18 protein-coding genes are annotated in these 20,862 nt (G+C 56.2%); 12 read left to right on the top strand and 6 right to left on the bottom strand.

Going from position 1 to position 20,862, the window contains the following annotated elements; translation table 11 throughout:
• Positions 1-40 precede the first annotated feature (40 nt).
• On the bottom strand, positions 41-436 hold the full coding sequence (locus DSM3645_RS13780; protein ID WP_002652814.1) for a hypothetical protein: 396 nt from the start codon (positions 434-436) through the stop codon (positions 41-43).
• 233 nt (positions 437-669) lie between these two features.
• On the opposite strand from DSM3645_RS13780, the gene DSM3645_RS13775 reads away from it, so the two are divergent.
• Positions 670-1,221, top strand: coding sequence for a DUF6924 domain-containing protein (locus DSM3645_RS13775; RefSeq protein WP_040351836.1), 552 nt, complete (start codon positions 670-672; stop codon positions 1,219-1,221).
• Positions 1,222-1,259: 38 nt separating this feature from the next.
• On the opposite strand, the gene DSM3645_RS13770 is transcribed toward DSM3645_RS13775, so the two are convergent.
• Complete coding sequence (locus tag DSM3645_RS13770; protein ID WP_002652812.1) at positions 1,260-2,597, bottom strand: glucoamylase family protein; 1,338 nt, start codon at positions 2,595-2,597, stop codon at positions 1,260-1,262.
• 588 nt (positions 2,598-3,185) lie between these two features.
• Here DSM3645_RS13770 and DSM3645_RS13765 point away from each other — a divergent pair.
• The 3 genes from DSM3645_RS13765 to DSM3645_RS13755 are packed head-to-tail and all read left to right on the top strand — an operon-like array spanning position 3,186 to position 4,769.
• Positions 3,186-3,707, top strand: coding sequence for a TIGR03067 domain-containing protein (locus DSM3645_RS13765; protein ID WP_002652810.1), 522 nt, complete (start codon positions 3,186-3,188; stop codon positions 3,705-3,707).
• Entirely contained in the window at positions 3,704-4,165 is a 462-nt protein-coding gene (locus DSM3645_RS13760) for a low molecular weight protein tyrosine phosphatase family protein (protein ID WP_002652809.1), read from the top strand. Before DSM3645_RS13765 ends, DSM3645_RS13760 begins: the two co-directional genes overlap by 4 nt.
• A gap of 43 nt (positions 4,166-4,208) precedes the next feature.
• Complete coding sequence (locus DSM3645_RS13755) at positions 4,209-4,769, top strand: hypothetical protein (RefSeq protein ID WP_040351835.1); 561 nt, start codon at positions 4,209-4,211, stop codon at positions 4,767-4,769.
• 32 nt (positions 4,770-4,801) lie between these two features.
• Here the strand turns inward: DSM3645_RS13755 and DSM3645_RS13750 are convergent, their stop codons facing one another.
• The 4 genes from DSM3645_RS13750 to DSM3645_RS13735 all read right to left on the bottom strand — a co-directional run bounded on the left by DSM3645_RS13750 (position 4,802) and on the right by DSM3645_RS13735 (position 13,826).
• Positions 4,802-5,890 (bottom strand): tRNA dihydrouridine synthase, encoded by a 1,089-nt coding sequence (locus DSM3645_RS13750; RefSeq protein WP_002652807.1) that lies wholly within the window; start codon positions 5,888-5,890, stop codon positions 4,802-4,804.
• Between the two features lie 647 nt (positions 5,891-6,537).
• Entirely contained in the window at positions 6,538-9,693 is a 3,156-nt protein-coding gene (locus DSM3645_RS13745; protein WP_002652806.1) for an efflux RND transporter permease subunit, read from the bottom strand.
• Positions 9,690-11,102 carry an efflux RND transporter periplasmic adaptor subunit gene (locus DSM3645_RS13740; RefSeq protein ID WP_116344494.1) on the bottom strand — a complete coding sequence of 471 codons (1,413 nt, stop codon included), beginning with the start codon at positions 11,100-11,102 and terminating at the stop codon, positions 9,690-9,692. The genes DSM3645_RS13745 and DSM3645_RS13740 overlap by 4 nt, the downstream gene beginning before the upstream one ends.
• Positions 11,103-11,510: 408 nt before the next feature.
• Entirely contained in the window at positions 11,511-13,826 is a 2,316-nt protein-coding gene (locus DSM3645_RS13735; RefSeq protein WP_002652804.1) for a serine/threonine-protein kinase, read from the bottom strand.
• Between the two features lie 525 nt (positions 13,827-14,351).
• On the opposite strand from DSM3645_RS13735, the gene DSM3645_RS13730 reads away from it, so the two are divergent.
• From DSM3645_RS13730 to DSM3645_RS13695, 8 genes are all read left to right on the top strand, one after another.
• Positions 14,352-15,173: a hypothetical protein gene (locus tag DSM3645_RS13730; RefSeq protein WP_002652802.1), complete on the top strand. Its 822-nt coding sequence runs from the start codon at positions 14,352-14,354 to the stop codon at positions 15,171-15,173.
• Between the two features lie 135 nt (positions 15,174-15,308).
• Complete coding sequence (locus DSM3645_RS13725; RefSeq protein ID WP_002652801.1) at positions 15,309-15,572, top strand: hypothetical protein; 264 nt, start codon at positions 15,309-15,311, stop codon at positions 15,570-15,572.
• A gap of 124 nt (positions 15,573-15,696) precedes the next feature.
• Positions 15,697-15,999 carry a hypothetical protein gene (locus DSM3645_RS13720; RefSeq protein WP_002652800.1) on the top strand — a complete coding sequence of 101 codons (303 nt, stop codon included), beginning with the start codon at positions 15,697-15,699 and terminating at the stop codon, positions 15,997-15,999.
• 11 nt (positions 16,000-16,010) lie between these two features.
• Positions 16,011-17,408, top strand: coding sequence for a ParB N-terminal domain-containing protein (locus tag DSM3645_RS13715; protein ID WP_161603339.1), 1,398 nt, complete (start codon positions 16,011-16,013; stop codon positions 17,406-17,408).
• Between the two features lie 50 nt (positions 17,409-17,458).
• A complete protein-coding gene (locus DSM3645_RS28285; protein WP_002652798.1) occupies positions 17,459-18,397 on the top strand; it encodes a hypothetical protein in 939 nt (312 codons plus the stop codon).
• A complete protein-coding gene (locus tag DSM3645_RS13705) occupies positions 18,387-20,222 on the top strand; it encodes a DnaB-like helicase C-terminal domain-containing protein (protein WP_002652797.1) in 1,836 nt (611 codons plus the stop codon). The genes DSM3645_RS28285 and DSM3645_RS13705 overlap by 11 nt, the downstream gene beginning before the upstream one ends.
• A 3-nt stretch (positions 20,223-20,225) precedes the next feature.
• Positions 20,226-20,597 carry a hypothetical protein gene (locus tag DSM3645_RS13700; protein ID WP_002652796.1) on the top strand — a complete coding sequence of 124 codons (372 nt, stop codon included), beginning with the start codon at positions 20,226-20,228 and terminating at the stop codon, positions 20,595-20,597.
• Positions 20,598-20,625: 28 nt separating this feature from the next.
• On the top strand, positions 20,626-20,853 hold the full coding sequence (locus DSM3645_RS13695) for a hypothetical protein (protein WP_002652795.1): 228 nt from the start codon (positions 20,626-20,628) through the stop codon (positions 20,851-20,853).
• Positions 20,854-20,862 lie beyond the last annotated feature (9 nt).

Genomic DNA, 20,862 nt, shown 5'->3' with positions numbered 1-20,862 from the left:
AGACCTTCGCCAGCCTTGAAGGCGATCTCACTCGTCTTTGTTATTTGGAGGTAAGCTCAAAGTCGCGAATCGTCTCGCCTTCTGATACCGTCATCTCCTCGCCGATCTCATATTTCCGCGGAATGATGCTGACCGTTTCCGGAAACTCTTTGCCAAATTCGAGATACGTCTTGCCTGTCTCCTTCATCGCGTGAAACCGGACGAGCACGCGACCGCGCGACACGTCGACCGCTCGGTATTGTCCATCCTTAATGACCGTCGAACTCGACGTTCCCGTTCCGCTTTCCAGCGGCGTGAAGGTGATCAAACCATCGGCGATCACTTGGCCATCGATCGTTACTGTTCCGTGTACGATGGGAGACTTGGGATTTTCCGAACACCCGGCTCCGACACCGACCAGGAGCATGATCCCAATCCGCGCAACATATCCAGTCATGCAAAACCCCTCCGCCAGATGGAGAAATAAAATTCACAGAACTTTGCAAAATCCTTACGTTTGTCAAACCTACACCTGTTATTTATTGATTGCAATACTTTTCAAGCGGTGCTTTTCGTGCAAACTGACGGTGTTTAACAATCTTCCTATTTCGGAAAGTACCGCACGGAACCCAACAGCAAGCATTGCTGACTGGAGGCAACAATCGATCAACCACCTCCGCCGAGAACCCGATGTCATACGCCAACCGAACGCTCGCTGTGATCGTGACGCTGCTGGTCGGTTGCGGCTTTCCCTTAGGTCCGATGCACGAACCCAACGCACATGATCCGTGGATGATCCGCACCGACTTCAGCGATGACGAAAAGTGGACGGTGGTCTGCGAACAGGTCTCAGCGCCTCAGCGTGATTCCATCGTGGGCATGGACTTCTACGCCTATGTCCACTTCAAAGAGGACCCGCAGTTTGCCGATCTTGGCCCGACCGAGCTGATCCATGCGTTGCCGGACGACTACCCCGGCTTCTTTTGCTTTGCGGCCGATGCAACGACGTTCAGCGATGATGAACATCCGATCCTGGTCATCGGGTTCTCTCCGAACAGCGTAAACCCAAAAGATTACGAAAGAACGCCGCAGCAAACGCCGCCGTCCGACATCCAGACGCTGCGTGCGGTTCCCTCCACAATTCAAGCGATCCAAAACAATCTGTCGATCGCCAACATGGACTTTGAAGATTTCACCCGCGCCGCCGATCCAGACGGCGTCTTTCGCGGATTTTCTGAATAGCGCCGGATCACCAAGCACCGGCGCAGTTGGCGCCAGTGTTACGGCGTTTCCGATCCGGTTTCAGCAACCGAAACGTGAATCGTTTCCTGCGTGCGAATCGACCGATCGGTCTCGGCCAATGATCGCGGCGTGCGAGCCTTTACGTCGGTAAACCGGGCCAGCTTCAGCGCTCGCGTTGCGGCTGGGTGCTGCATGAACATGTTCCAGACATTACCGGTCAGCATGTTCTCGCCCATCAACAGCGAAATCCCGGTGTCGATGCCGATCACGTCCGAATCGACCCAGCCGGTGGCCGGGTTAAACGCGTTGACGAACCCGTAGCGACCGTAGATCTTGTCGCCAAATTGGGCCTTCTGGTACTCAAGCGTCCGCAATGCTTCTTCTGGAACTGCGGCCAATCCGCCGGCGGCGGCGCTAGGCACAATCGTGCCGTCGATACCTCGGTCAGGCTCGATCCGTCCATTTTTATAAGGACCGCCCCAGTCTCGATAGCCGGTTTGGCTGTCACTGCTGGTAATGCCCCACAGGTCTCGTCCGTAATGACCAAGCTGCTCAGGAAATCGTTCGCTCAAGCTGGTCATAAACGAAAGTTGCGCCTTGTGAGCGACAACCGCGTTCTCCCAATAGTTGCGCCCGCCTGGCGAACGGTAATCTTGAAATTTAAAGAACGCCATCGGGTACTGATGGACGAACAGCGGCGGATAGCCGAGGAACTTATCGCCGTTGTGCTCCAGAACCGGTTCGCGGCGCCAGGCGTTCCACGACGCGGCAGGAATCGGGTTCGACGGTGCGCCGATCGCCAACAACAGCAAGATAAAATGTTCGCTGTATTGGTCCCACTGGTAGGGCAGGATCCCTGTTTCCGGTTTGTAGCCCATGTGCAAACACCCGTTGGCGCCAAGCATCCAGCGCCAATCGACGCGGCGGTACAACTCGTCGGACAACTCCGCGATTTCGGCATCGTCGCTAAAAGCGACCGACGCTGTCAGCGCGCCGGCCAGCATCAGCGCCGTATCGACGGTCGACGATTCCGACTGCATCGCTCTTGCGCCGGTCTTCGCGTCGAAGAAGTGGTAGACAAAGCCGTTTTCATGGGGCGCTAGATTGACCAACGAATTGAGCATCGTCCGCACGCGCTCTTGAATTTCGCTGTGCGACGCCCATTTGTATTGGGCCGCGACAGCGTGCGCCGCGAGTCCGAAACCGCAAGCCGCACTGCTGGCGTGGGCGCTGTAGCCGCTGCCGTCGGCCCGAGCCCGATCGGCGACCAATTGCGTCTGGGGATCGACCGCTTCTAAGAAATACCGGTAGCAGCGCCGCTGCATATCGCGAACAAACGTTTCGCCAGGCTGCCCGAGCGCAGGCTCGCTGGACATGAATTCTGCGAGGGCTCGCCGGGGCAGAAGCCCACTCATCGCTAACGGGAGCGAAAGTCCGGCAGCGAGAAAAGATCGTCGCTTCATTGCGCACGTTCCTCGGTCGAAGGAAGGAAAGATGAAACACAGAGGGAGGCAAAAATGCCCTTATTCCCCAGTCTTGGAGTCCGCCGGCACGGACCAAACATGGAGAGGAGGGGTGAGAACGGTGGAATAATATACGAAAAATGGTTTCACGTAAAGGGCAATCCTGCTCTGTAGATCGCAATCTATGGTGCAGATTGGAACATCGATGCCGCTTTTGGGTATAATCCAGGAATATGATCCCTTAATCGCTTTTGGGCGCCTGTTTGCGGGCAACCTGGGGAGTGAGCGCTTTGCGGCAGCAATTCGAATACGGACCCTTGCGCAAGAGGATTGAGCAACCTCCGGGTTGGACAGATGGAGTACGGGGCTCAGAGAGATGGCCCTGCCGTTTGCTGGTAATGCGTGCGGGAGACGACTATATTCGGCGACGCCGATCGCCACCGGCATTCGAAACGAAACCGCTTCGCTTTAAAGGCCTTCCATTTTTAAGCAGATGCAGCCATGGAACTGATTCTAAAGATGCTCCAGTATCCGACCATTCTGGCGGCAGGCGTCGTCGTCATAGGACTGGTTTACTCACACGTCACCGGCAGAGCTCTCTTTGTCTACTATCCCAACGGCAAGGAAAACGGCGACAGTTCCGAGGGGGATGAGGTGATCGACTTTGTTACGCTCGATTCCTTGCAAGGAGTTTGGCGAATGGTTTCTGTGGGAAGAAATGGAAACTTTGCTCCCCAAGAAATGATCGACAAAGGCAACGTGATCATGTCGATCACTGGTGATCGCTTCTGCTTGGAGAATAGTGGTGAAAGAGGCAAGCTCAAACTGAAGAATCACCTCCTTCCGACACACATGGACCAATTGTCGGATAACGGGAGCCCGCTTCTTTGCATCGTTCGCTTTATCGATGGCGAGCTGGAGATTTGCCAAGGCGACTCCGGCAAGAAACGTCCCAGACACTTTGCGCGAGATCGGTTCGACGGCGCTAGTCTGGCGAGATTCGCGAAAGTGATGGATGCTTGACGTTATCTGAAAAGATTCGCCAAGCGAAACAGCTCGGCTTCGAGTACCCGCAGGCAAGCGAGCCGGACATGATCGAGCGAGACTTACTCAAAATTCTGTTCGTTTGCTCGATGAATCAGTGGCGCAGTCCCACCGCCGAAAAGATCTACGCCGACAAGCCGCAGTTGCTGGTTCGATCTTGCGGGACCAGCCGCAACGCGCGGAAAACGGTCAGCTCCGAAGACCTGCAATGGGCCGACATCGTTTTTGTGATGGAGCAGAAACAGAAACAACGGCTGCTGGTGGAATTCCCTCATGAGATGCGCTTTCAGGAAATCCACGTGCTGGATATTCCTGATGACTATAAGTTTATGGACCCTGAACTGGTCGCTGAGATCCTCGCGGCGGTGGATCCGATTTTGACACGCGATGCGGGATCATTCAACGTTGGCGCCAAGAAGACGCGACGGCGCCATTGATAGGAACTTCATGACACAAGACTCCCCCACAGCCGAAGCACCAATGCCCTCTATTTGGCGACTGACCCAATGGATTTGCCTATGCGTCGTCATCGTGAGTCTGGTCGCCTGTATGGCGATGGCCGCCGTCCGCAGCGTTGGCCTGACGCAGGTAACGGTGACCGCGTTGGATCAAAAGGCCGAACCGCGGGATCATCTGATTCCGCTGGTCAAACAGACCGAGGCGCTGCCCGACTATAGGATCGTCATCAACACGACCACCGGACGGCGAATCAACCTGGGCGCCAGACCAAATCAGTCGGCTATCGACGGACTCACCTGGCGACTGTCAGATCCGATTTCGATCGACGAGATCGCCAGTATCCGCTTGGAAGACCAGGACAAGCTTGTTTCGGACGCGATTGTGGAGGTTCAACTTTCCAGCGAAGCGGTCACCGCAGGGAACTACAAGTTTGAATTCCTGACCGAACGATCGCTTGCCGTTGGGTTTCAATCGTTTTTCAAAACGCCGGTCGGGATAGCGATTGGAACCGCGTTTACGCTTGCGGTGCTGTTGATCCTATTGATGTTGTTCGCCAGCCTGTTTGGTGGAGTTGTGGGATAACGTATTTCGAGACTACTCCTCGGACGACATCGCTAACCACACTCCGACGTCCCCGCATGGATCTGCGGATCCAGATAATGTCCGGGCCGATCTTCCACATAGAACGTTTCACGGATTGCGTGCCAGTCGGCGAGGGTTCGCATCTTGGTGAACTTGGCGCGGCACTCTTCCATGTCGGGATGCAGAAACGAGTACTTGATGCCGAATTTGCGCATCTGCGTGATGCCTCGCTTTTCGCCGTACAGTTCTTCGGCCAAGCGGAGATGTTCGTTGATGACGTCGCGTTGCTCGAAGACCGTGGGCGGAGGAGGAAGCGGCTCGCCGGCGTAGAGGGCGCGGCATTGTTGGAAGATCCAGGGATTACCGATCGCACCCCGAGCGACGGTCACTCCGTCGACGCCGGTCTGGCGCATCATGTCCAAACAATCTTGGGCGCTAAACAGATCGCCGCTTCCTAGGATGACGCGACTGCCGACATGTTCTTTCACTTCACGCAAAAATTCCCAGCGACTCGGTCCGACATAACGCTGCTCGACGGTGCGGCCATGAACGGTGATTGCGGCGACGCCCAGGTCAAAGGCGCCGTCGAGAATGCGGAAAAAGTTATCGCGGCTTGCGGCGGTGTCGTCGATGCCGCGGCGCATTTTGACGGTGACCGGGATCTCGGGCGGCGTCGCGTCGCGAGTGCGTGAGATGACCTCGAGCGCTACTTCAGGTTGGCTGAGATGAAAACCACCGCGACAACGCCCCAGGACCTTGCGGACCGGACAGCCGAAATTGATGTCAATCACGTCATAGCCGGCTTGGGCCAGCTTGACAGCGCCGGCGGCGAACTGGATCGGCTCGGCGCCCATCAATTGCCCGCCGACAGGATGTTCTTCATCCGCAATGGCCAGAAAGTGCTTGTTCTTGCTGCGGTCTTTGAACGTCACCAGAAACTGATCGAGCATCACTTCGCAGACCGCGTAGGAAGCTCCAAAGCGACGCGCAATCACCCGCATCGACATGTCGCTGTAGCCGGACAAAGCCGCCTGAACGACCGGGAAATCAAGTTGAATCGGCCCAATCGTCAACGGCGCCGCAAATGAGGGAGTCAATTCCAGCCTGCTTTCATCATTCATCGACCTAACGGCCAGTTACGTACTGTCCTATCGTCAGCAATGCTCAATCCCAATGCAACGATCCACGCCCCATAAACCCCATCCAATGGGAGGCTCTAAGCCTTACTAAATTGTGGGGACTTGCAATTATTTTAAGCTAAAGCGGTCACCCGCAGCATGACGATAGCATCTATAAGAACGGGAAATCCCACCCAGAGAGGGGATTGCTCGATGCCTCACATCGAAACGTCCGTTGCGACAATATTCTAACAAGATGCCGTCCGCTTCATGTAGGCGGCGTTCTTTAGGATCGATCGGTTACCTGCCCCAACCGTTCGATCCTTTTTTCTTTCTTGCCGCAGAACGCCGCAATCGGATGGTGCGACGTGTGACCTGTTTCGCTTTGTTGCCCGAGGTTTTGAAGTTGTGCTGTATCACTAGAGCGTTTTCCAACAAGCGGAACCAATCGTCGCAGTTCGCTCCGGCTTCTCCCACAAGATCCGCCGCTCGGCCCTAGCCGCGGTTTCTTGTCTGCAAATTTCCGGCGGCCATGAGTTCCTGTCAGAAACCGCGGCTAACGCCGTGCGGCGGATGTCGATACGGGGACGCCAAGTCTCACCGTCTCCGCTAGCGCTTCGGACGACGAAGATAGGCGCCGACCAAATTTTCTACGCCGCTGGTTTTGACTTCTCGGCTGGTTGCTTGGCGAATTTTCGCAAGACGACGTAAAACACCGGCGTCAAAAACAGACCGAAAATGGTCACGCCCAGCATTCCCGCAAACACCGCGGTCCCTAAGACTCGGCGCATTTCGTAACCGGCGCCGGTCGCAATCAAGAGTGGAATCACTCCCAAGATAAACGAAAACGCCGTCATCAAGATCGGACGCAGACGCAATCGGCAGGCGCTGACCGCCGCTTCGAAGCGATCTTTGCCGGCGTCCTCTTCGGCTTTGGCGAACTCGACGATCAAAATCGCGTTCTTACAAGCCAGACCGACCAACACGATAAAGCCGATCTGCGTGAGGATATTGTTATCCATCCCGCGAAACCAAATGCCGAGAATCGCGAACAACAAGCAGAGCGGGACGATCAAGATGATCGCCAGCGGTAAGATCCAACTTTCGTACTGCGCGGCTAACGTCAAAAAGACGAACAACACCGCCAGCGGAAACAGATAGATGATCGTATTGCCGGCCTGACGCTCTTGAAACGCGATATCGGTCCAAGCGTAACCAAAGCCCGGCGGCAGATTTTGCTCGGCCAGTTGTTCGATCGTCGCGAGCGACTGCCCAGTGCTGTAGCCAGCCACGGTGTCGCCGTTGATGTCGGCCGCGGGAAACAAATTGTAACGAACCAATCGATCTGGACCGGTAATTCGATTCAGTTTGACAACCGATCCCAATGAGACGCTCGCTCCGCGAATACTGCGCGTGCGGAGTTGCAGAATATCGCTCGGATCGTCGCGAAACTCCGGTTCGGCCTGGGCTGTCACACGGTAGGTTCGTCCCAGAAAATTGAAGTCATTAACGTACAGCGAACCGAGGTAAACCTGCAGCGCCTCGAACACGTTGCTCACTGGAATCTCGAGCATCTCGGCCTTCGTCCGATCGACGTCGGCGAAGACTTGCGGCACGCTCAACCGATAGTTGGAATAGACCTGCACCAAGCCCGGCTGCTCGTTCGCCTGAACCAACATGCGATTGGTGACTTCGTTCAGCGCGTCGAGACCGGCGCCACCTTGGTCCTGGATGTACAGCTTGTAACCGCCGCCGCGGCCAATACCGCGCACCGGAGGGGGCTGAATCACAAAGATCTCGGCCTCATTGATTTGGCTCATCTCTTGCCGCAGGTCGGCCATGATCGCCGGCAGATCGCGTCCCCGCGCACTGCGTTCTTTGGAGTCTTCTAATGGCAAAAACGTCACGGCCGCGCTGGGACTGATCGTGAACGTTGCGCCTGACAACCCGGCGATTCCGACCGCATGTGCGACGCCGTCAACTTTGCCGCCGATTTCGGCGACTTTTTGCGTCACCACATCGGTACGCGCCAGCGAGGCGCCATCCGGCAGGCGAATCGCGACGATTAGATAGCCTTGATCCTGGGGCGGAATAAATCCGGTCGGGACCATCCCAAAGCTGTACCACGTGCAAGCCAACAAGCCGACATAGCCCACCAATACGACCGCCGAGACGCGGATCGTACGTCCAATCAAGCGACCGTAGAGGTCACTCGTAACGTCAAACGTTCGATTGAACCAGCGGAAGAACCAGCCGAATAGGATGTCGCCAACTTTGCCCATCCCCTTCTTTTCTTCGTTTTTGGGTCGCAACAGCAAGGCGCACATCGCCGGGCTCAGCGTCAAAGAAACGAAGGTTGAAAAAGCGGTCGAAATCGCGATCGTCAACGCAAATTGCTGATAAAACTGCCCGCTGATACCAGGAATAAACACGGTCGGCACAAAGACCGCGATCAACACCAACGTCGTCGCGATCAACGCCGAGCCGACCTCGTCCATCGCTTTATGCGTCGCGGCCCGCGGGGCCATGCCCTCACCGATCAGGCGCTCCACATTTTCGACCACCACGATCGCGTCATCGACGACAATCCCGATCGCCAACACCAGACCAAACAGCGATAGCGTGTTGAGCGTCACCCCCAGCGACTGCATCGCCGCGAAGGTGCCGATCAGCGAAATCGGAATTGCGATCACCGGAATGATGGTCGGGCGCCACCCGTGCAAGAACAGAAACACCGTCAGTACGACCAACACCGTCGTGATGACCAGCGTATCAAACACTTCGGCGATCGACTCTTCGACAAAATTGGTCGGATTGTAGGCGATTTCGTAACCGACGCCTTGCGGGAAATCCTTTTCCAACTCGGCCATCGTGCGTTTGACTTCATCCGCCGTATCAACCGCGTTCGTGCCGGGGCGTTGATAGACGATGACCGCAATGGCCGGCTTGCCGTCAAGATAGCTGACGCGCGAATAGTCCTGTGCGCCAAGTTCGAGACGAGCGATATCGCCCAATCGCGTGACGCGACCATCGTCGCCCCGTTTGACGATCACCTGTTCAAACTCTTCGGGGTCGCGCAGTCGTCCCCGCGTCGTGACGTTCAACTGGAATGCGCCCGTCTTATCGGTCGGCGGTTGCCCAATCACGCCGGCGGCGACTTGCACATTTTGGCCACGGATCGCGTCAACAACATCGCCAGGCGTCAGATCGAGATAGGTCATCCGCTCGATATCGAGCCAGACCCGCATCGCATATTCATTACCGCCGGCGATGCGCACGTCTCCCACGCCATCCAAGCGCATCATTGCGTCACGAACTCGCAGGAACGCGTAGTTACTGATGTAAAGCTGATCGCGACTGCTGTCTGGCGAATTGAGATGGACCACCAGCAGCATGTCAGGAATCTGTTTTGTCGTCGTCACGCCGATCTGACGAACCGCTTCGGGCAATCGCGGCAATGCGATCGCGACACGGTTTTGAACCAGCACCTGGGCGTCGTCCAGATCGGTCCCCAACTTGAACGTGACGGTCAACAGCATCGAGCCATCGGCGCTGGACGAAGACTCCATATAAAGCATGTCGTCGACGCCGTTCATCTCTTGCTCAATCGGCGTTGCGACCGTATCGGCGATCACCTGAGGCGTTGCACCGGGATAACTGGCGCGCACTTGCACCGTCGGAGGCGCGACGTTCGGATACTGCGAGACCGGCAACGTCAGATACGTAATTCCACCGACCAGCACGATAATGAACGAAAGCACCGACGCGAAGATCGGTCGCTCAATGAAAAAGTGAGGAAACTTCATTGGACTTGCTCCCGCTTCTCGATCGCCGCATTCGCCGTCTCTTCGGCAGTCTGCAACGAACTGCGCCCCGCCGAGATCCACTCGTCCGGCGGTAACGGCACATACGTATTGGGCAAGCCGTCTTCCGCGATTTGAATCGTTTCCGAACTCGATTGAACTTCAAGACCTGGCCGCGATAACAGCAACCCTTGAATCACGAGCGATTCCTCACCGCTCAAGCCTTCTCGCACGACGCGTAGCCCGTCTACGATTGGCCCTAGCGACAGATCGCGGCGTTCGATTTTTCCATCGACGACGATATACGCGTACTGAGTCGCCTGATCAGCGCCGATCGCAGAATCGGGGATCAAGACCGCATCATAAGCGGCGCTACCCGGCAAGCGAATACGAGCGAACATGCCCGGGACGAGATCATGCGTTTCGTTTCGAAAAATACAGCGCACACGCATGCTGGCGGTGTCGACGTCAAAACGATTGTCGACGAAATCCATGTGCCCTTGATGCGGAAATCCCGATTCGTCGGCCAGTCCCAGATAGACCGGATTTTTGGCGACGCGCGAGCTCTCGCGTTTACCGGCTTGGGCAAGACGAATGTACTTGAGCGCCTGCTGTTCGTTCACGTCGAACGTGCAATAAATCGGCTCGACCGAGGTAATGGTCGTCAGCAACGTCGAAGTTGCAGCGCCGCCGCTCACCAGGTTCCCCTCGGTGACATACTCGCGGCTGATGCGACCGGAAACCGGCGCGTGTATTTTGGTGTAGCTCAGATTCAGTTCGGCGGTCTCGACGCCGGCTTCGGCCGATGCGATCGCGGCCTTGGCCGTGGCGATTCCCGCGACGGCGAGTCCCATTCCGGCTTCGGCGGCGGCGACGTCGGCTTGCGCCTGCAGGACTTCCGCTTCGTGCTGGTCCAATTCGTCTTGAGAGACGGCAGCCGAACTTCGCAGCGTTCGCGCACGTCGGACGCGCGCGTCGGCCAATTGCAGGCGAGCATCGGCTTGCTGCTGTTGGGCCTTCGCATCCTGAGTCTGCGCGTTGGCTTGGGCCAATTGCGATTGCGCCTGGTTTAGCGTCGCTTTGGCGCCGTTCAGTTCGGCGACGAAAGGCCGAGTGTCAATCACAAACAACAGATCGCCGGCATGAACCAGTTGCCCTTCGTCAAAATGAATCGACTGCAGATAGCCGCTGACCCGCGCACGAATCTCGACAAATTCGATCGGTTCGAGCCGCCCGGTATAGGCGTCCCACTCGACGATCTCTTTGCGAATCGGCTGAGCGACCGTCACGGTCGGCGGCGGTGGCTTGGCGGGTCCGACGGCTGCTCCGCCGCAGCCCGCTACAGACGCCAGTCCGAGTCCAGCGGAGATGGTTACGAGATAGAGCAGGGGGCGTATGTGAATTTTTTCCATGTGGTCCAGCAAGTTACTCAACGAAAATTTTCGACAAATACCGCAGTTTTTTCGGTGTTTTCGAGCCAATCGCGTCTCGCGCTTCGGCTGCTCACTCATCCGTCATGGAGATAAAGCTTAGCCTAAAACTAATTCGTTAGAATATTGAATTGAGGGAATTGATTGATAAATCAACAATTTTCGGGTTGTCGCGTGTGGGAGCGGGCAATCCAGGAAAAATTGAGGACAACAATGGGTTTGTTGTCAAAGCGCGGGTGGTGGAGAGGAATTGGCAGGCGGGCGTGCTCACACGCACGCAACAGATATTAACGCTAGGCGAGCTAGACTTTCGGTATGATCTAACACATTAGCAAGCGAACGAAACAATTTGCGGGAGACGGGTCGAGCCTCTTTTTCCGCTCTACTTCCCTATCTCTCTAGCAACTGCAGCACCACGCCGACCGTCGTTTTGTCATCCAATCGATCCAACGTCAACTTGGTGGCGATTACGCCGTTGGCCGAGTCGAGGTGACGCGTCGCTTCGGTGTCGCTGAAAAAGTCTTTCAATTCAGGCATTTGCGCTGTAATCGGCGTTGGCTTGTTGGTGGCGACGACGCCGACGCCTGGCTCGTCACTGACCCAGATGTTGCCTGCGGAATCGGTCACATCGATGATCGCCGTGTTTTGATCGACGCGTTGCAGAAATTTGGAGATTCGACTTAGCAGATCGGACTCTAGGACGACCACGCCGAAGAGTTCGCCGTGGACGGCGTCGTAAACCGGAGTCGCCGCAAACAGACGAACGCCGTCGTCAACGTTGTCCTGGGGATCATCGCTGGCGCCTCGCAGAACGAGATGAATATCGCCGCGGTCGAGCAGCAGCGCCTTTTTCAACACGTCCTGGTCTTCAAACTTCGTCAAACGACTCGCCGGCACGCGCCGGAGGTAGGCGGGATCGGTGGTGTTGCGTTCCACGCGGACGATATCGGTCGCCGCTTCGGCGGTCAGCTTCATATAGGCGATCGAAACATAGTCGGGATTGGCCCGCAAAAATTCTTCATAGATCATTTCGAGCCGATCTTGCCAAACTGCTTCAGGTTCGCCATCCGTTTTTCCTGCTTCGGCCGCGATCAAAGCCTGAATCGGGGGGAGATTGGACATGAAACGAGCGTCCTTCGAGATCTGCTCGGTCGTCGTACGCAATTGGACTTCGATCTCGCGGTTGTAGGCGCGCATCTCGTCCAAGCGAATCTGGCGATTGGCCCGCGACGCTTGGTGCGAAGCGACAATCATCACGGTCAGTCCCACAATCCCGGTCACCAACAACAAACCGATCGCCTGCGACATGATCCGATTGTTTTGGATCCAGCGAGCCAGGCGTTGGGCTGGACGTTCGCGATAGGCCGAAACGTGTTCGCCCGCCATCCAGCGCTCGACATCTTGCGCAAGCTCGGTCGCCGTCTGATAACGAGCGTATTGGCGACGAGACATCGCTTTGGCGCAGATCGCTGCTAGCGCCGGGTCCGCGTCTGGATTGGTGTCGAGCGCGTCAGGCGTGGGTTGCCCGGCGATTGCGGTCAACAGTTCACGACTGGTCGTTGATTTCGCTGTTTCGCGCGTTTGCTCGTGCGGGCCCTCCCCAGTAAGGATTGCAAACAGAATGGCGCCCAAACCGTAGATGTCGGTCCGCTCATCCAATTCGTCGACGCGGCCGGCCGCTTGTTCCGGCGCCATGTATAGCGGCGTACCGAGAATCTGGCCCTCCATGGTGCTTTGCCCGCTGCCTGAGCTATCGAGACCGCCGGAGAGATTGTCAAACGACTGCAGCTCGTCGACGACCTTGGCGATGCCCCAGTCGATGACGATCACCTGACCAAAGCTATCGATCGCGACGTTTTCGGGCTTCAGATCGCGATGGATCACTTTACGTGAATGCGCGTGTCCGATCGCCTGACAAACGTTGACAAAGTCAGTCAGCAATCGCCGCAAGAGCATGGGATCATGATCCCCTTCGCTCCGCCGTTCATGGTATTCCAGGATGGTGTCATGCAGCGTCTGCTTTCCCAGAAAACGCATCGCGTAAAAGGCTTCGCCGGTGGTCGCATCTTCTCCCAGTTGATAGATCGGCACGATCCCGGGATGCTCTAGTCGTCCCGTGATCTCCGCTTCGCGGCGAAATCGCTCTTGCGCGACTACCTGATCTCGCGCGGTGATTTCTTTGACGGCGACAGGACGCTTCAGATGTTCGTCGAAAGCAAGCCAGACGCGACCTAGACCTCCTTGGCCCAGTTTGCGCAACAGTCGATAGCGGGCCGCCGAAGTTCGTACGCCTGTCGCGTCATTTGCGCCGGCGCCGGCTACGCTGCGGACCCCCATCAGCCGGGCGATCGTGCCGGAAGGATCAATCGAGTCCAGCGTTTGCGCAACGGCGCATTCGACCGACGAATTCCGTTCGTTGCCATACTCATACTCTTGCAGCAACTGTGGGGCGCTCGCCAGCAACCGCCGGTTCGCATCTTCATCAATCAGCCCGCGCTCCAGCAAATGCTCATTGATCGGCAAGCTGCCATGGATGGTCCAAGTTGCAAACGCATGGGCAAGTTGACGTTCTGTCAAAATCCCCATCCGCAGAATCAACGCCGAGATCGCGATATCCTGTTGCTCTTTGGAAAAATCACCGCCGCTGCTGTGCGCCATGGTTGCAGCGGCGCTGGAATCGTTGAGTCGAGCTTCCGATGAAGTCATGCGTGTTGGGTCGGCGAGAAGAGGGGCGAGATATTCTGACGAGACTCCTCAAGTTTACCTGCGGAATCGCCAGCGGGGGAGGATTTTTGCGACTGCGGCAAGCTGATCGATTCGCTGAGTCAAAAAAGAAAGAATGGCGACTTCGGGCAAGATAGAAAGCGCCGCCCTCAAAGCCGAGAAATCCGCGGCGAAATCCACGATTTCGACCGCGCATAAAAAAACCCAAGTCGTTATTTGACTTGGGTTTAAAAAGAGGCGCCGCCCGGATTCGAACCGGGGATGGTGGATTTGCAATCCTGTAATTGTGTACACTATGAGGTATCTGATATGGTGATGATACGGGAAATTACGATAGATGCATTTAGGCTGGTTATTCCGTAAACCGGCGAAGATGCACGGATTTCTGAACAGTTCTCTGAACACTTTGAAAATCGGGTTGCGGCTGATCCCCGCGAGATTGCCCGCCAGGGTTGCCGGTAGCCTCCGCAGCGCTGGCGGGCGGTCGCCCGAACCGGAGGCTACTCTATGCGAGAAGTATCGAAAGCTGAGTCTGCTGAATCGTCCAACCCCATGAAGCAACTGGACGAGTTATTTGATTCACTGACCAGGAACCTGCGGTCGAGTCAATTTTTAGTTCGTCAAGGCGGGTTTGGGCGGGAGAATTTTTCCGAGCTGTACGCTTCTATTCTGGTCGAATGTGCCGGACGCATGGGGCGATTAAGATTTCTATATTACGAAGCATGTTCAGAGTACCTCTATCCATCTCATGTTGAAATATTCGGCGCACGCCCGATTCATCTTTTCGGATCTTGCGACGCTGGGGACTATCACGAATTTGCGTTTGAGTATTGCCAGCATGCCCTCGAAGGGATCATTGGAAGTCTCAATGATCGTCTTTTGCCCTATCTGGCTATATGTGAGCCGATAACGATAGCGCAGGTGATGTCCGGCGATTTTGAATCGCTTGCTGGCTGGTCATCCAAGCAGTACGAGATACCCGTTTTAGACGAACATTTCGCAACGGCCGATCTTTTCAGGATTGAGAAGTACATGCAGCGAGAGTACAACCTCGCTCTAAAACTCGCTGCCGATCGACTTGAAAAGCAGCGGTCGCTTTCCGATCGATACAAGGAACCACAAGAACCAACTGGAGCTAAGAGCGATTCAAGTGATGCTGCAAGCGTGGTCATAACCACGAAAGAGGCGAAAGATTTGACTGGAGCTATCGATTACCGGACATTGAAAAAAAGGATCGAGAGCCTGGGAGGAAAAAAGCTCGAAGGGCAGAATCAGTGGCAAGTTCCCTCGTCCGACTGGAGGGCGTTTCAGCTAAAGAAAGTTCTGTAATAGTTTGTAATTGTCTGTAACTAGTGGGAGCTTTCTGTAACGCCCACTTTTCCCGCTATTCGCCCACTTCATCGACCGTATCTTGACGTTAGTCGAAACGCTGGTTCGCCAGAAAAACTAACCGAAAGGAACGCGATGATCTCTACCGCAAAGACTCTTGAACCGGAATCGCTTGAGCGCAATCGCACGTACCGCATCTCTGCCGTAAAGCAGATTCTTGGTGCCACGTCAAAGCCATCATGGGGCCGCGTATTGCGAATGAAGCTTGGCGACGGCACTAAGATCGCCGACCACATCTTGGGAAGCCGCACGAAGTTTCTCGAGGGCGCGATCGTGATTGACGCCATGAAGAATGAAGCAGCTACGCGTCGCAATTCTACTGCGAGTGCCAGCGTCTAGACGGCAAAAAGAGAAGAGCGCGGCCACGGCCAAGCGACCGCGCTCAAGTGAATCAGACGGAACATCTCACCGCGGCGACAGGAGGACCAGTCCGAATCGCCGCCCAAAAAGCAGGAAGCATCAAATGCACTTCAATCGTATCCAATGGTACGCCAATTGGCCAGAGAGTCAGGCGGCGTTTTCTCCACAAGCCGAAGTCCCGATCACCACGGTCGACGACATCATCGGCGTCTGTCCAGCGTTCGGTACGCTGCTACGCCGGGCTCGAGCAGCACGACGCCGGCGCCGCGTTAGTTGCAACACGTACGAATACTACAAGCGGCAACTACACCAGCTTGTCGGCTGGTATACCAAAAACGAGCGGTTGCAAACCACCGATTGCTACACCATCGCCCACAGCGCGTTAGTCGACGCGTTGGATTTTTAAAGGGGATGGCCATGATCGCAAACCCCCTGGAGCGATACGCCGTTCGCATGGTTCCCAGCGATGAAATCAACCCATCGCCGGAGAACGACGAAATTTACGGTCCGATCGTTCACGATGACCAGATGGTCGCATTGATCGAGAGCATCGACGACAACGGTCTGGCCGAACCGATCCTATTAACGACAGATGGCTGGATTTTATCCGGTCACCGCCGATTCTACGCGTCCCAATGCCTGGAATGGTCCGAAGTGCCGGTCAAGGTGCATCCGACGATATGCCGCGAAAACTGCGACGACTACCATCGCAAGCTGACCGAATACAACCCGCAGCGGGTCAAGACGGTCGGCGCCACGTTGCGGGAAGCGTTGCTGCGGGATCAATCGGCGGATGATACCTATGCTGCGATTCGAGAGCACCACGAAGCCCGCTGTCGCGTCGACGTTGATTTTATGGACGTGCTGGGCGAGAAGACGACGCGACCCATTTCCGGCGCCAAGGCCGATTTTTTACGCGCCGCACAAAAGATCGTCAACGGCATGCGCGACTACTGGCCGCTGTCGATTCGGCAAATTCATTACAACTTGCTGAACGATCCGCCGCTGACGCAAACGCCCAAGGATTCCCGGTACAGTGCCGAACATTTCCGCTATAGGAATGACAAATCGTCCTACACGAAATTGGTTCGCTTGTTGGGACCTGCCCGCAAGAACGGTCAGATTCCAATGGAGTCGATTGACGACGCGACGCGACCGCAAGTCTATCACCGCGGGTTCGACAACGTCAGCCATTTTGTGCAAACCGAAGTCGAGAATTTTCTAAGCGGTTATCACCGCGATCGCCAGGCGGATCAGCCACGGCATATCGAAATTTTGGGCGAAAAGAACACGTTAATGGTGATGCTCAAACGAGTGGCGAGCGAGTATCACATTCCCCTCAGCTTGGCGCGTGGGTTTTGCTCTCTGCCGGTCTGGCGAAACATGTCCGAGCGGTTCCGTCGATCCGGGAAGGAATCGATGGTGCTGCTGATCGTCAGTGACTTTGACCCCGAGGGCTTGGAGCTCGCCGACGACGCTATCCGGTCCCTGCGGCAAGCACCCTGGAACATCCCTGTTGAAGGTCACCGCGTAGCCGTCGAACGCTATCAGGTCGATGAGTTAGGGCTGGCCGCAGATTTCAACGCCGCCAAGCCTACCAGTAGCCGTTTTAAATCATTCGTGAGCCGAACCGGGAGCGATCAGTCATGGGAATGCGAATCGCTCCCGCCCGATTACCTGATTGAGCAATTAAAGGCCGCCGTTGAGGCGAATCTGGACATGGAAACCTTTCGCAAAGTGCTGGAGCAAGAGCGGTCCGACTGCGACGAACTGCTGGCGATCAAACGGCAGATCGCCGGGGAGTTGGAATTTTGAGCCTAGATACAAAATCCTCTGCCTACGTCCAACGCCCGCCATTTTTCGCCATGCGGTTTATCAGGTTGCTAGGGAAGACCTGCGCAGCCGCCGAGATGGGGCAAGCTGCCACGCTGCTGGTCACCAACGTGGTGACGACCGAGGACGCTGCGGGCTATCGACGACCGGTCACTTTCTTCAACGAGCAGTTGATGCAGATACTCGGACTTGGCAGATGGGAAACATTGGACAAAGCGAGGAAGGCCGCGATTGACGCCGGCTGGTTGCGATACGAAGCGCCCCCGCGCGGAATCAAAACGGCAGGCCATTATTGGGTGGTGATCCCGGCGCATGCCGAAGGGCTAGACGACGGTCCGATGGATGAAGGGGTTCGCGAACCATCACTAAAAATTAGTGATCACCCTAGTGATGATGACGGTGATGATCCCCCGCAAATAGATAACGAGACTGGGGGGTCATATCTAAAAATTAGTGATGACCCTAGTGATCACCCTAGTGAACCACCATCCCTTACCCTTACCCAAGAAAAGAAAGAGTGTCTTTTCGACAAGTCGGAAGAGGTCGGCCAAGGGAAGACACCCAAGGCCAAGTCGACCAGCAAGGCCAAGCGAAAGCAGGCCAGCGACCACAGCGAATCCTTTGGTCGTTGGTACTCGGCATACCCCCGCAAAGAAAAACCTCAAAAGGCGCTCGAGGCGTTCGAGAAGGCAATCAGCCAGATCACCGCCCAGCAAACCGTCGTCAAGCATCCTGACCTGACCGACGAATCCAGTGCCGTCGAATTTCTCATTCGCCGCGCCGAAGCGTACGCACGCGAAATGGTCGGCAACGAACGCAAGTACATCGCGCATCCAACGACTTGGCTAAACGGCGGCGAGTACGACAGCGAGTACGCGAGCGACGCTCCACCACCCCGGACAAAAGCGACGGCCGAGGATTGCGCCGCCGCTGGTTACACCATGCTAGAGGATAACGGCGATGACAATTGAAGTTCACGACCTGAAGCGCGCCGCGGCTGGAAGTTGGACTGGAATCTTGGTCAGCGTGGCCGGAATTCCTGCGAGCAGCCTAGACCGCAAGCATCACCCATGCCCACTTTGCGGCGGCACAGATCGCTTTCGCCTGCTGGACATCGACAGCGGCGCCGTGATCTGCAACCAGTGCCATCGAACGCAAAATGGTGATGGTATCGCAACAGTCATGAAATACCGCAACGTCGATTTCACGGAAGCCAAGCAACTGATTGCCGATCACCTTGGAATGACCGACACGCCCAGCAAGCCGACGAAACGCGTCGACCTGATCGAGAGATTAGCGGCGGCGAAGTCATGCCCCAAGGAATCCCTGATCGAGTACGGCGCTGTTGCTGACCATGCGACGGGTTGCGTCACGTTTCCGGTTTTCGGCGAAGATCGACAGCAATGCAGCGAGTTCAAAATCTGGCCGATGGCTCCGGCTGGCGATCGTCGACTTAAAGGGCTGCTGTCGAAGGGAAAGCCGAGTGGCGTTTTTCTACCGATGACAGATGGCGGCGCGACGCATTACCCGGTTGCTGGCGAGCGATGGGCGATCGTCGAAGGCTGCAAAGATGCGGCGTCGCTTCACGGTTTGGGATATCTCGCTTGCGGCACAAACGGCGATCACCTACCGCAAAAGTTCACCGGCCTATTTCAAGGCGTCGACGTCGTATTGATTCCAGATCGGACCACCGACGCAGAAGCGAAAGCCGAACTATCTGCCGCTCGTCTTGCAGGCGTGGCCAAATCGGTACGCATCGCAAGTTTGCCGCTTCCTTTGGACGGCGACAAGGGCGACGACTGCCGGGATGCGCTGAGGCAGAAGGACGGCGAAAAGCTGCTGCGAGCTGCGATTGACCATGCCAAGGAATGGGGGCCCGGCACTTCGCAGAATCCAGCGTCAGGCAAGCGGCGGAAAATGACCGAGCTGGTCAGCGGCGTCATCACGCAATTGCGGGAACATGGCGAGACGCCGAAAGTGACGACTGGCATTAAGAGACTCGATGATACGCTGGGCGGCGGAATGCGATACAGCGATCTGGTTGTGATCGGGGGGCTTTCCTCTCACATGAAAAGCGGATTCGTCCAACAGATCGGCCACCACGTTACCTGCAACGAGAAGTTGCCATTCGCGTTTCTATCGCTCGAGATGGCGCCGGATGCTTTAGCCGAGCGAACGATTCAATATGCGTCTGACGTGCCGAAAGAGAACTGGCACCGAATGACGCATATCATCGAGCAAGACGCGAACAAGCACTTCGCCGACGCCGCACCGTTTGAAGTGATCGAGTGCGACGCGACGCTGGTTGAAGTCGAAGCGGCGATTCTCGATCTGTTCAAGAGCGGCACCAAAATCGTAGCCGTCGACTATGCCCAAATGATCATGGCCGATGGGCGAGACGATCCCAATATTGCGATGCGGAAAGTATCGGACCGATTGAAGCAACTTGCAAAAGGCAATGACGCAATCGTGATCGTGCTGGCGCAATTGCGAAAGGACGTTGAGAACCGCAAGCCGCTTGTGCCAAGGCTAACCGACATCGAGTACGGTCCGAAGCTAGGCCAGAACGCCGACGTTTGTTTGTTCGTCGTCTGGCCGCACAAGGTCGATCCGTCTAACCCTCCGAACGAGTATCAGATTTTCCTCGAGAAGCAGCGAAACGGCCCATCGAAAGTCGCAATCACTTGTCGCTTTGAACCGTCGAGACTTCGCATCACGGAAGGCGAGTCAGAGTATACCCCGCCTGAATCGGCGACCTCTGATAACCCTTGGCACGATTGGAACAATGGAGGCTAACGCATGACCGAGCTACTTGAAATCATCGACATCGGCGACGCAAAGTTCTCTTGCGGCTATCGGGTTTGCCAATGGCGCGGCGAAATCTTCGAGTTCAGCGAACAAGCGGCGGCGGCGGTTCGAGTGCTGGCCGAGTCTCACCAAGCGGGCGTGCCGGCAGTCTATGGCGGAATGCTTCTCGACGAGCTGGCCAAGCTGGACATGCTCCCGAATCGCGTTGACGAAATCTTTCGCACGAGTGGAAAGCGTCACCCCGCATGGGATCGGATGATCAAGCGCGTTGGCCGAAATACTTACCGCCTAGAAATTTCTGGCGAGCCACAGAAAAGCCACACTTTAGCCACAGTTCCGAAAAGCGATTTAGGGCAGAATTAACGCATCACAACCAGCGGAGGTTTACGAAATGCGACTTATCAGAATCAACCAACTGCCAGACGTTGTCGAAGCCGGATTGATGGCCCGATGTTACGGCGTACGTGCCGGCGATCTTCGCGACATGGTCAACAGCGGCCAACTGCCAGGCGTGCCGATGGGGACGAAAGTCCTGGTCAATCCGCAGCGCGTCGATGAAGCGCTTTTGCGACTGACAGGCGGCGAAATTCCAACCGATCACATCGAAGCAATTCAGTAAGGAAACGAA

This window comes from Blastopirellula marina DSM 3645 (genome assembly GCF_000153105.1).
Taxonomy (GTDB): domain Bacteria; phylum Planctomycetota; class Planctomycetia; order Pirellulales; family Pirellulaceae; genus Blastopirellula; species Blastopirellula marina.
Note: the sequence above shows the minus strand (reverse complement) of the source record. Positions and strands in the feature narration are given on the sequence as shown.

What these genes read in the sequence shown, in the direction of transcription:
- DSM3645_RS13715 (WP_161603339.1), top strand. Translation starts at nt 16,011, where the DNA reads ATGATCGCAAACCCCCTGGAGCGATACGCCGTTCGCATGGTTCCCAGC.
- DSM3645_RS13765 (WP_002652810.1), top strand. Translation starts at nt 3,186, where the DNA reads ATGGAACTGATTCTAAAGATGCTCCAGTATCCGACCATTCTGGCGGCA.
- DSM3645_RS13780 (WP_002652814.1), bottom strand. Translation starts at nt 436, where the DNA reads ATGACTGGATATGTTGCGCGGATTGGGATCATGCTCCTGGTCGGTGTC.
- DSM3645_RS13750 (WP_002652807.1), bottom strand. Translation starts at nt 5,890, where the DNA reads ATGAATGATGAAAGCAGGCTGGAATTGACTCCCTCATTTGCGGCGCCG.
- DSM3645_RS13770 (WP_002652812.1), bottom strand. Translation starts at nt 2,597, where the DNA reads ATGTCCAGCGAGCCTGCGCTCGGGCAGCCTGGCGAAACGTTTGTTCGC.
- DSM3645_RS13705 (WP_002652797.1), top strand. Translation starts at nt 18,387, where the DNA reads ATGACAATTGAAGTTCACGACCTGAAGCGCGCCGCGGCTGGAAGTTGG.
- DSM3645_RS13745 (WP_002652806.1), bottom strand. Translation starts at nt 9,693, where the DNA reads ATGAAGTTTCCTCACTTTTTCATTGAGCGACCGATCTTCGCGTCGGTG.
- DSM3645_RS13695 (WP_002652795.1), top strand. Translation starts at nt 20,626, where the DNA reads ATGCGACTTATCAGAATCAACCAACTGCCAGACGTTGTCGAAGCCGGA.
- DSM3645_RS13735 (WP_002652804.1), bottom strand. Translation starts at nt 13,826, where the DNA reads ATGACTTCATCGGAAGCTCGACTCAACGATTCCAGCGCCGCTGCAACC.
- DSM3645_RS13725 (WP_002652801.1), top strand. Translation starts at nt 15,309, where the DNA reads ATGATCTCTACCGCAAAGACTCTTGAACCGGAATCGCTTGAGCGCAAT.
- DSM3645_RS13755 (WP_040351835.1), top strand. Translation starts at nt 4,209, where the DNA reads ATGCCCTCTATTTGGCGACTGACCCAATGGATTTGCCTATGCGTCGTC.
- DSM3645_RS13775 (WP_040351836.1), top strand. Translation starts at nt 670, where the DNA reads ATGTCATACGCCAACCGAACGCTCGCTGTGATCGTGACGCTGCTGGTC.
- DSM3645_RS28285 (WP_002652798.1), top strand. Translation starts at nt 17,459, where the DNA reads ATGCGGTTTATCAGGTTGCTAGGGAAGACCTGCGCAGCCGCCGAGATG.
- DSM3645_RS13700 (WP_002652796.1), top strand. Translation starts at nt 20,226, where the DNA reads ATGACCGAGCTACTTGAAATCATCGACATCGGCGACGCAAAGTTCTCT.
- DSM3645_RS13730 (WP_002652802.1), top strand. Translation starts at nt 14,352, where the DNA reads ATGCGAGAAGTATCGAAAGCTGAGTCTGCTGAATCGTCCAACCCCATG.
- DSM3645_RS13740 (WP_116344494.1), bottom strand. Translation starts at nt 11,102, where the DNA reads ATGGAAAAAATTCACATACGCCCCCTGCTCTATCTCGTAACCATCTCC.
- DSM3645_RS13720 (WP_002652800.1), top strand. Translation starts at nt 15,697, where the DNA reads ATGCACTTCAATCGTATCCAATGGTACGCCAATTGGCCAGAGAGTCAG.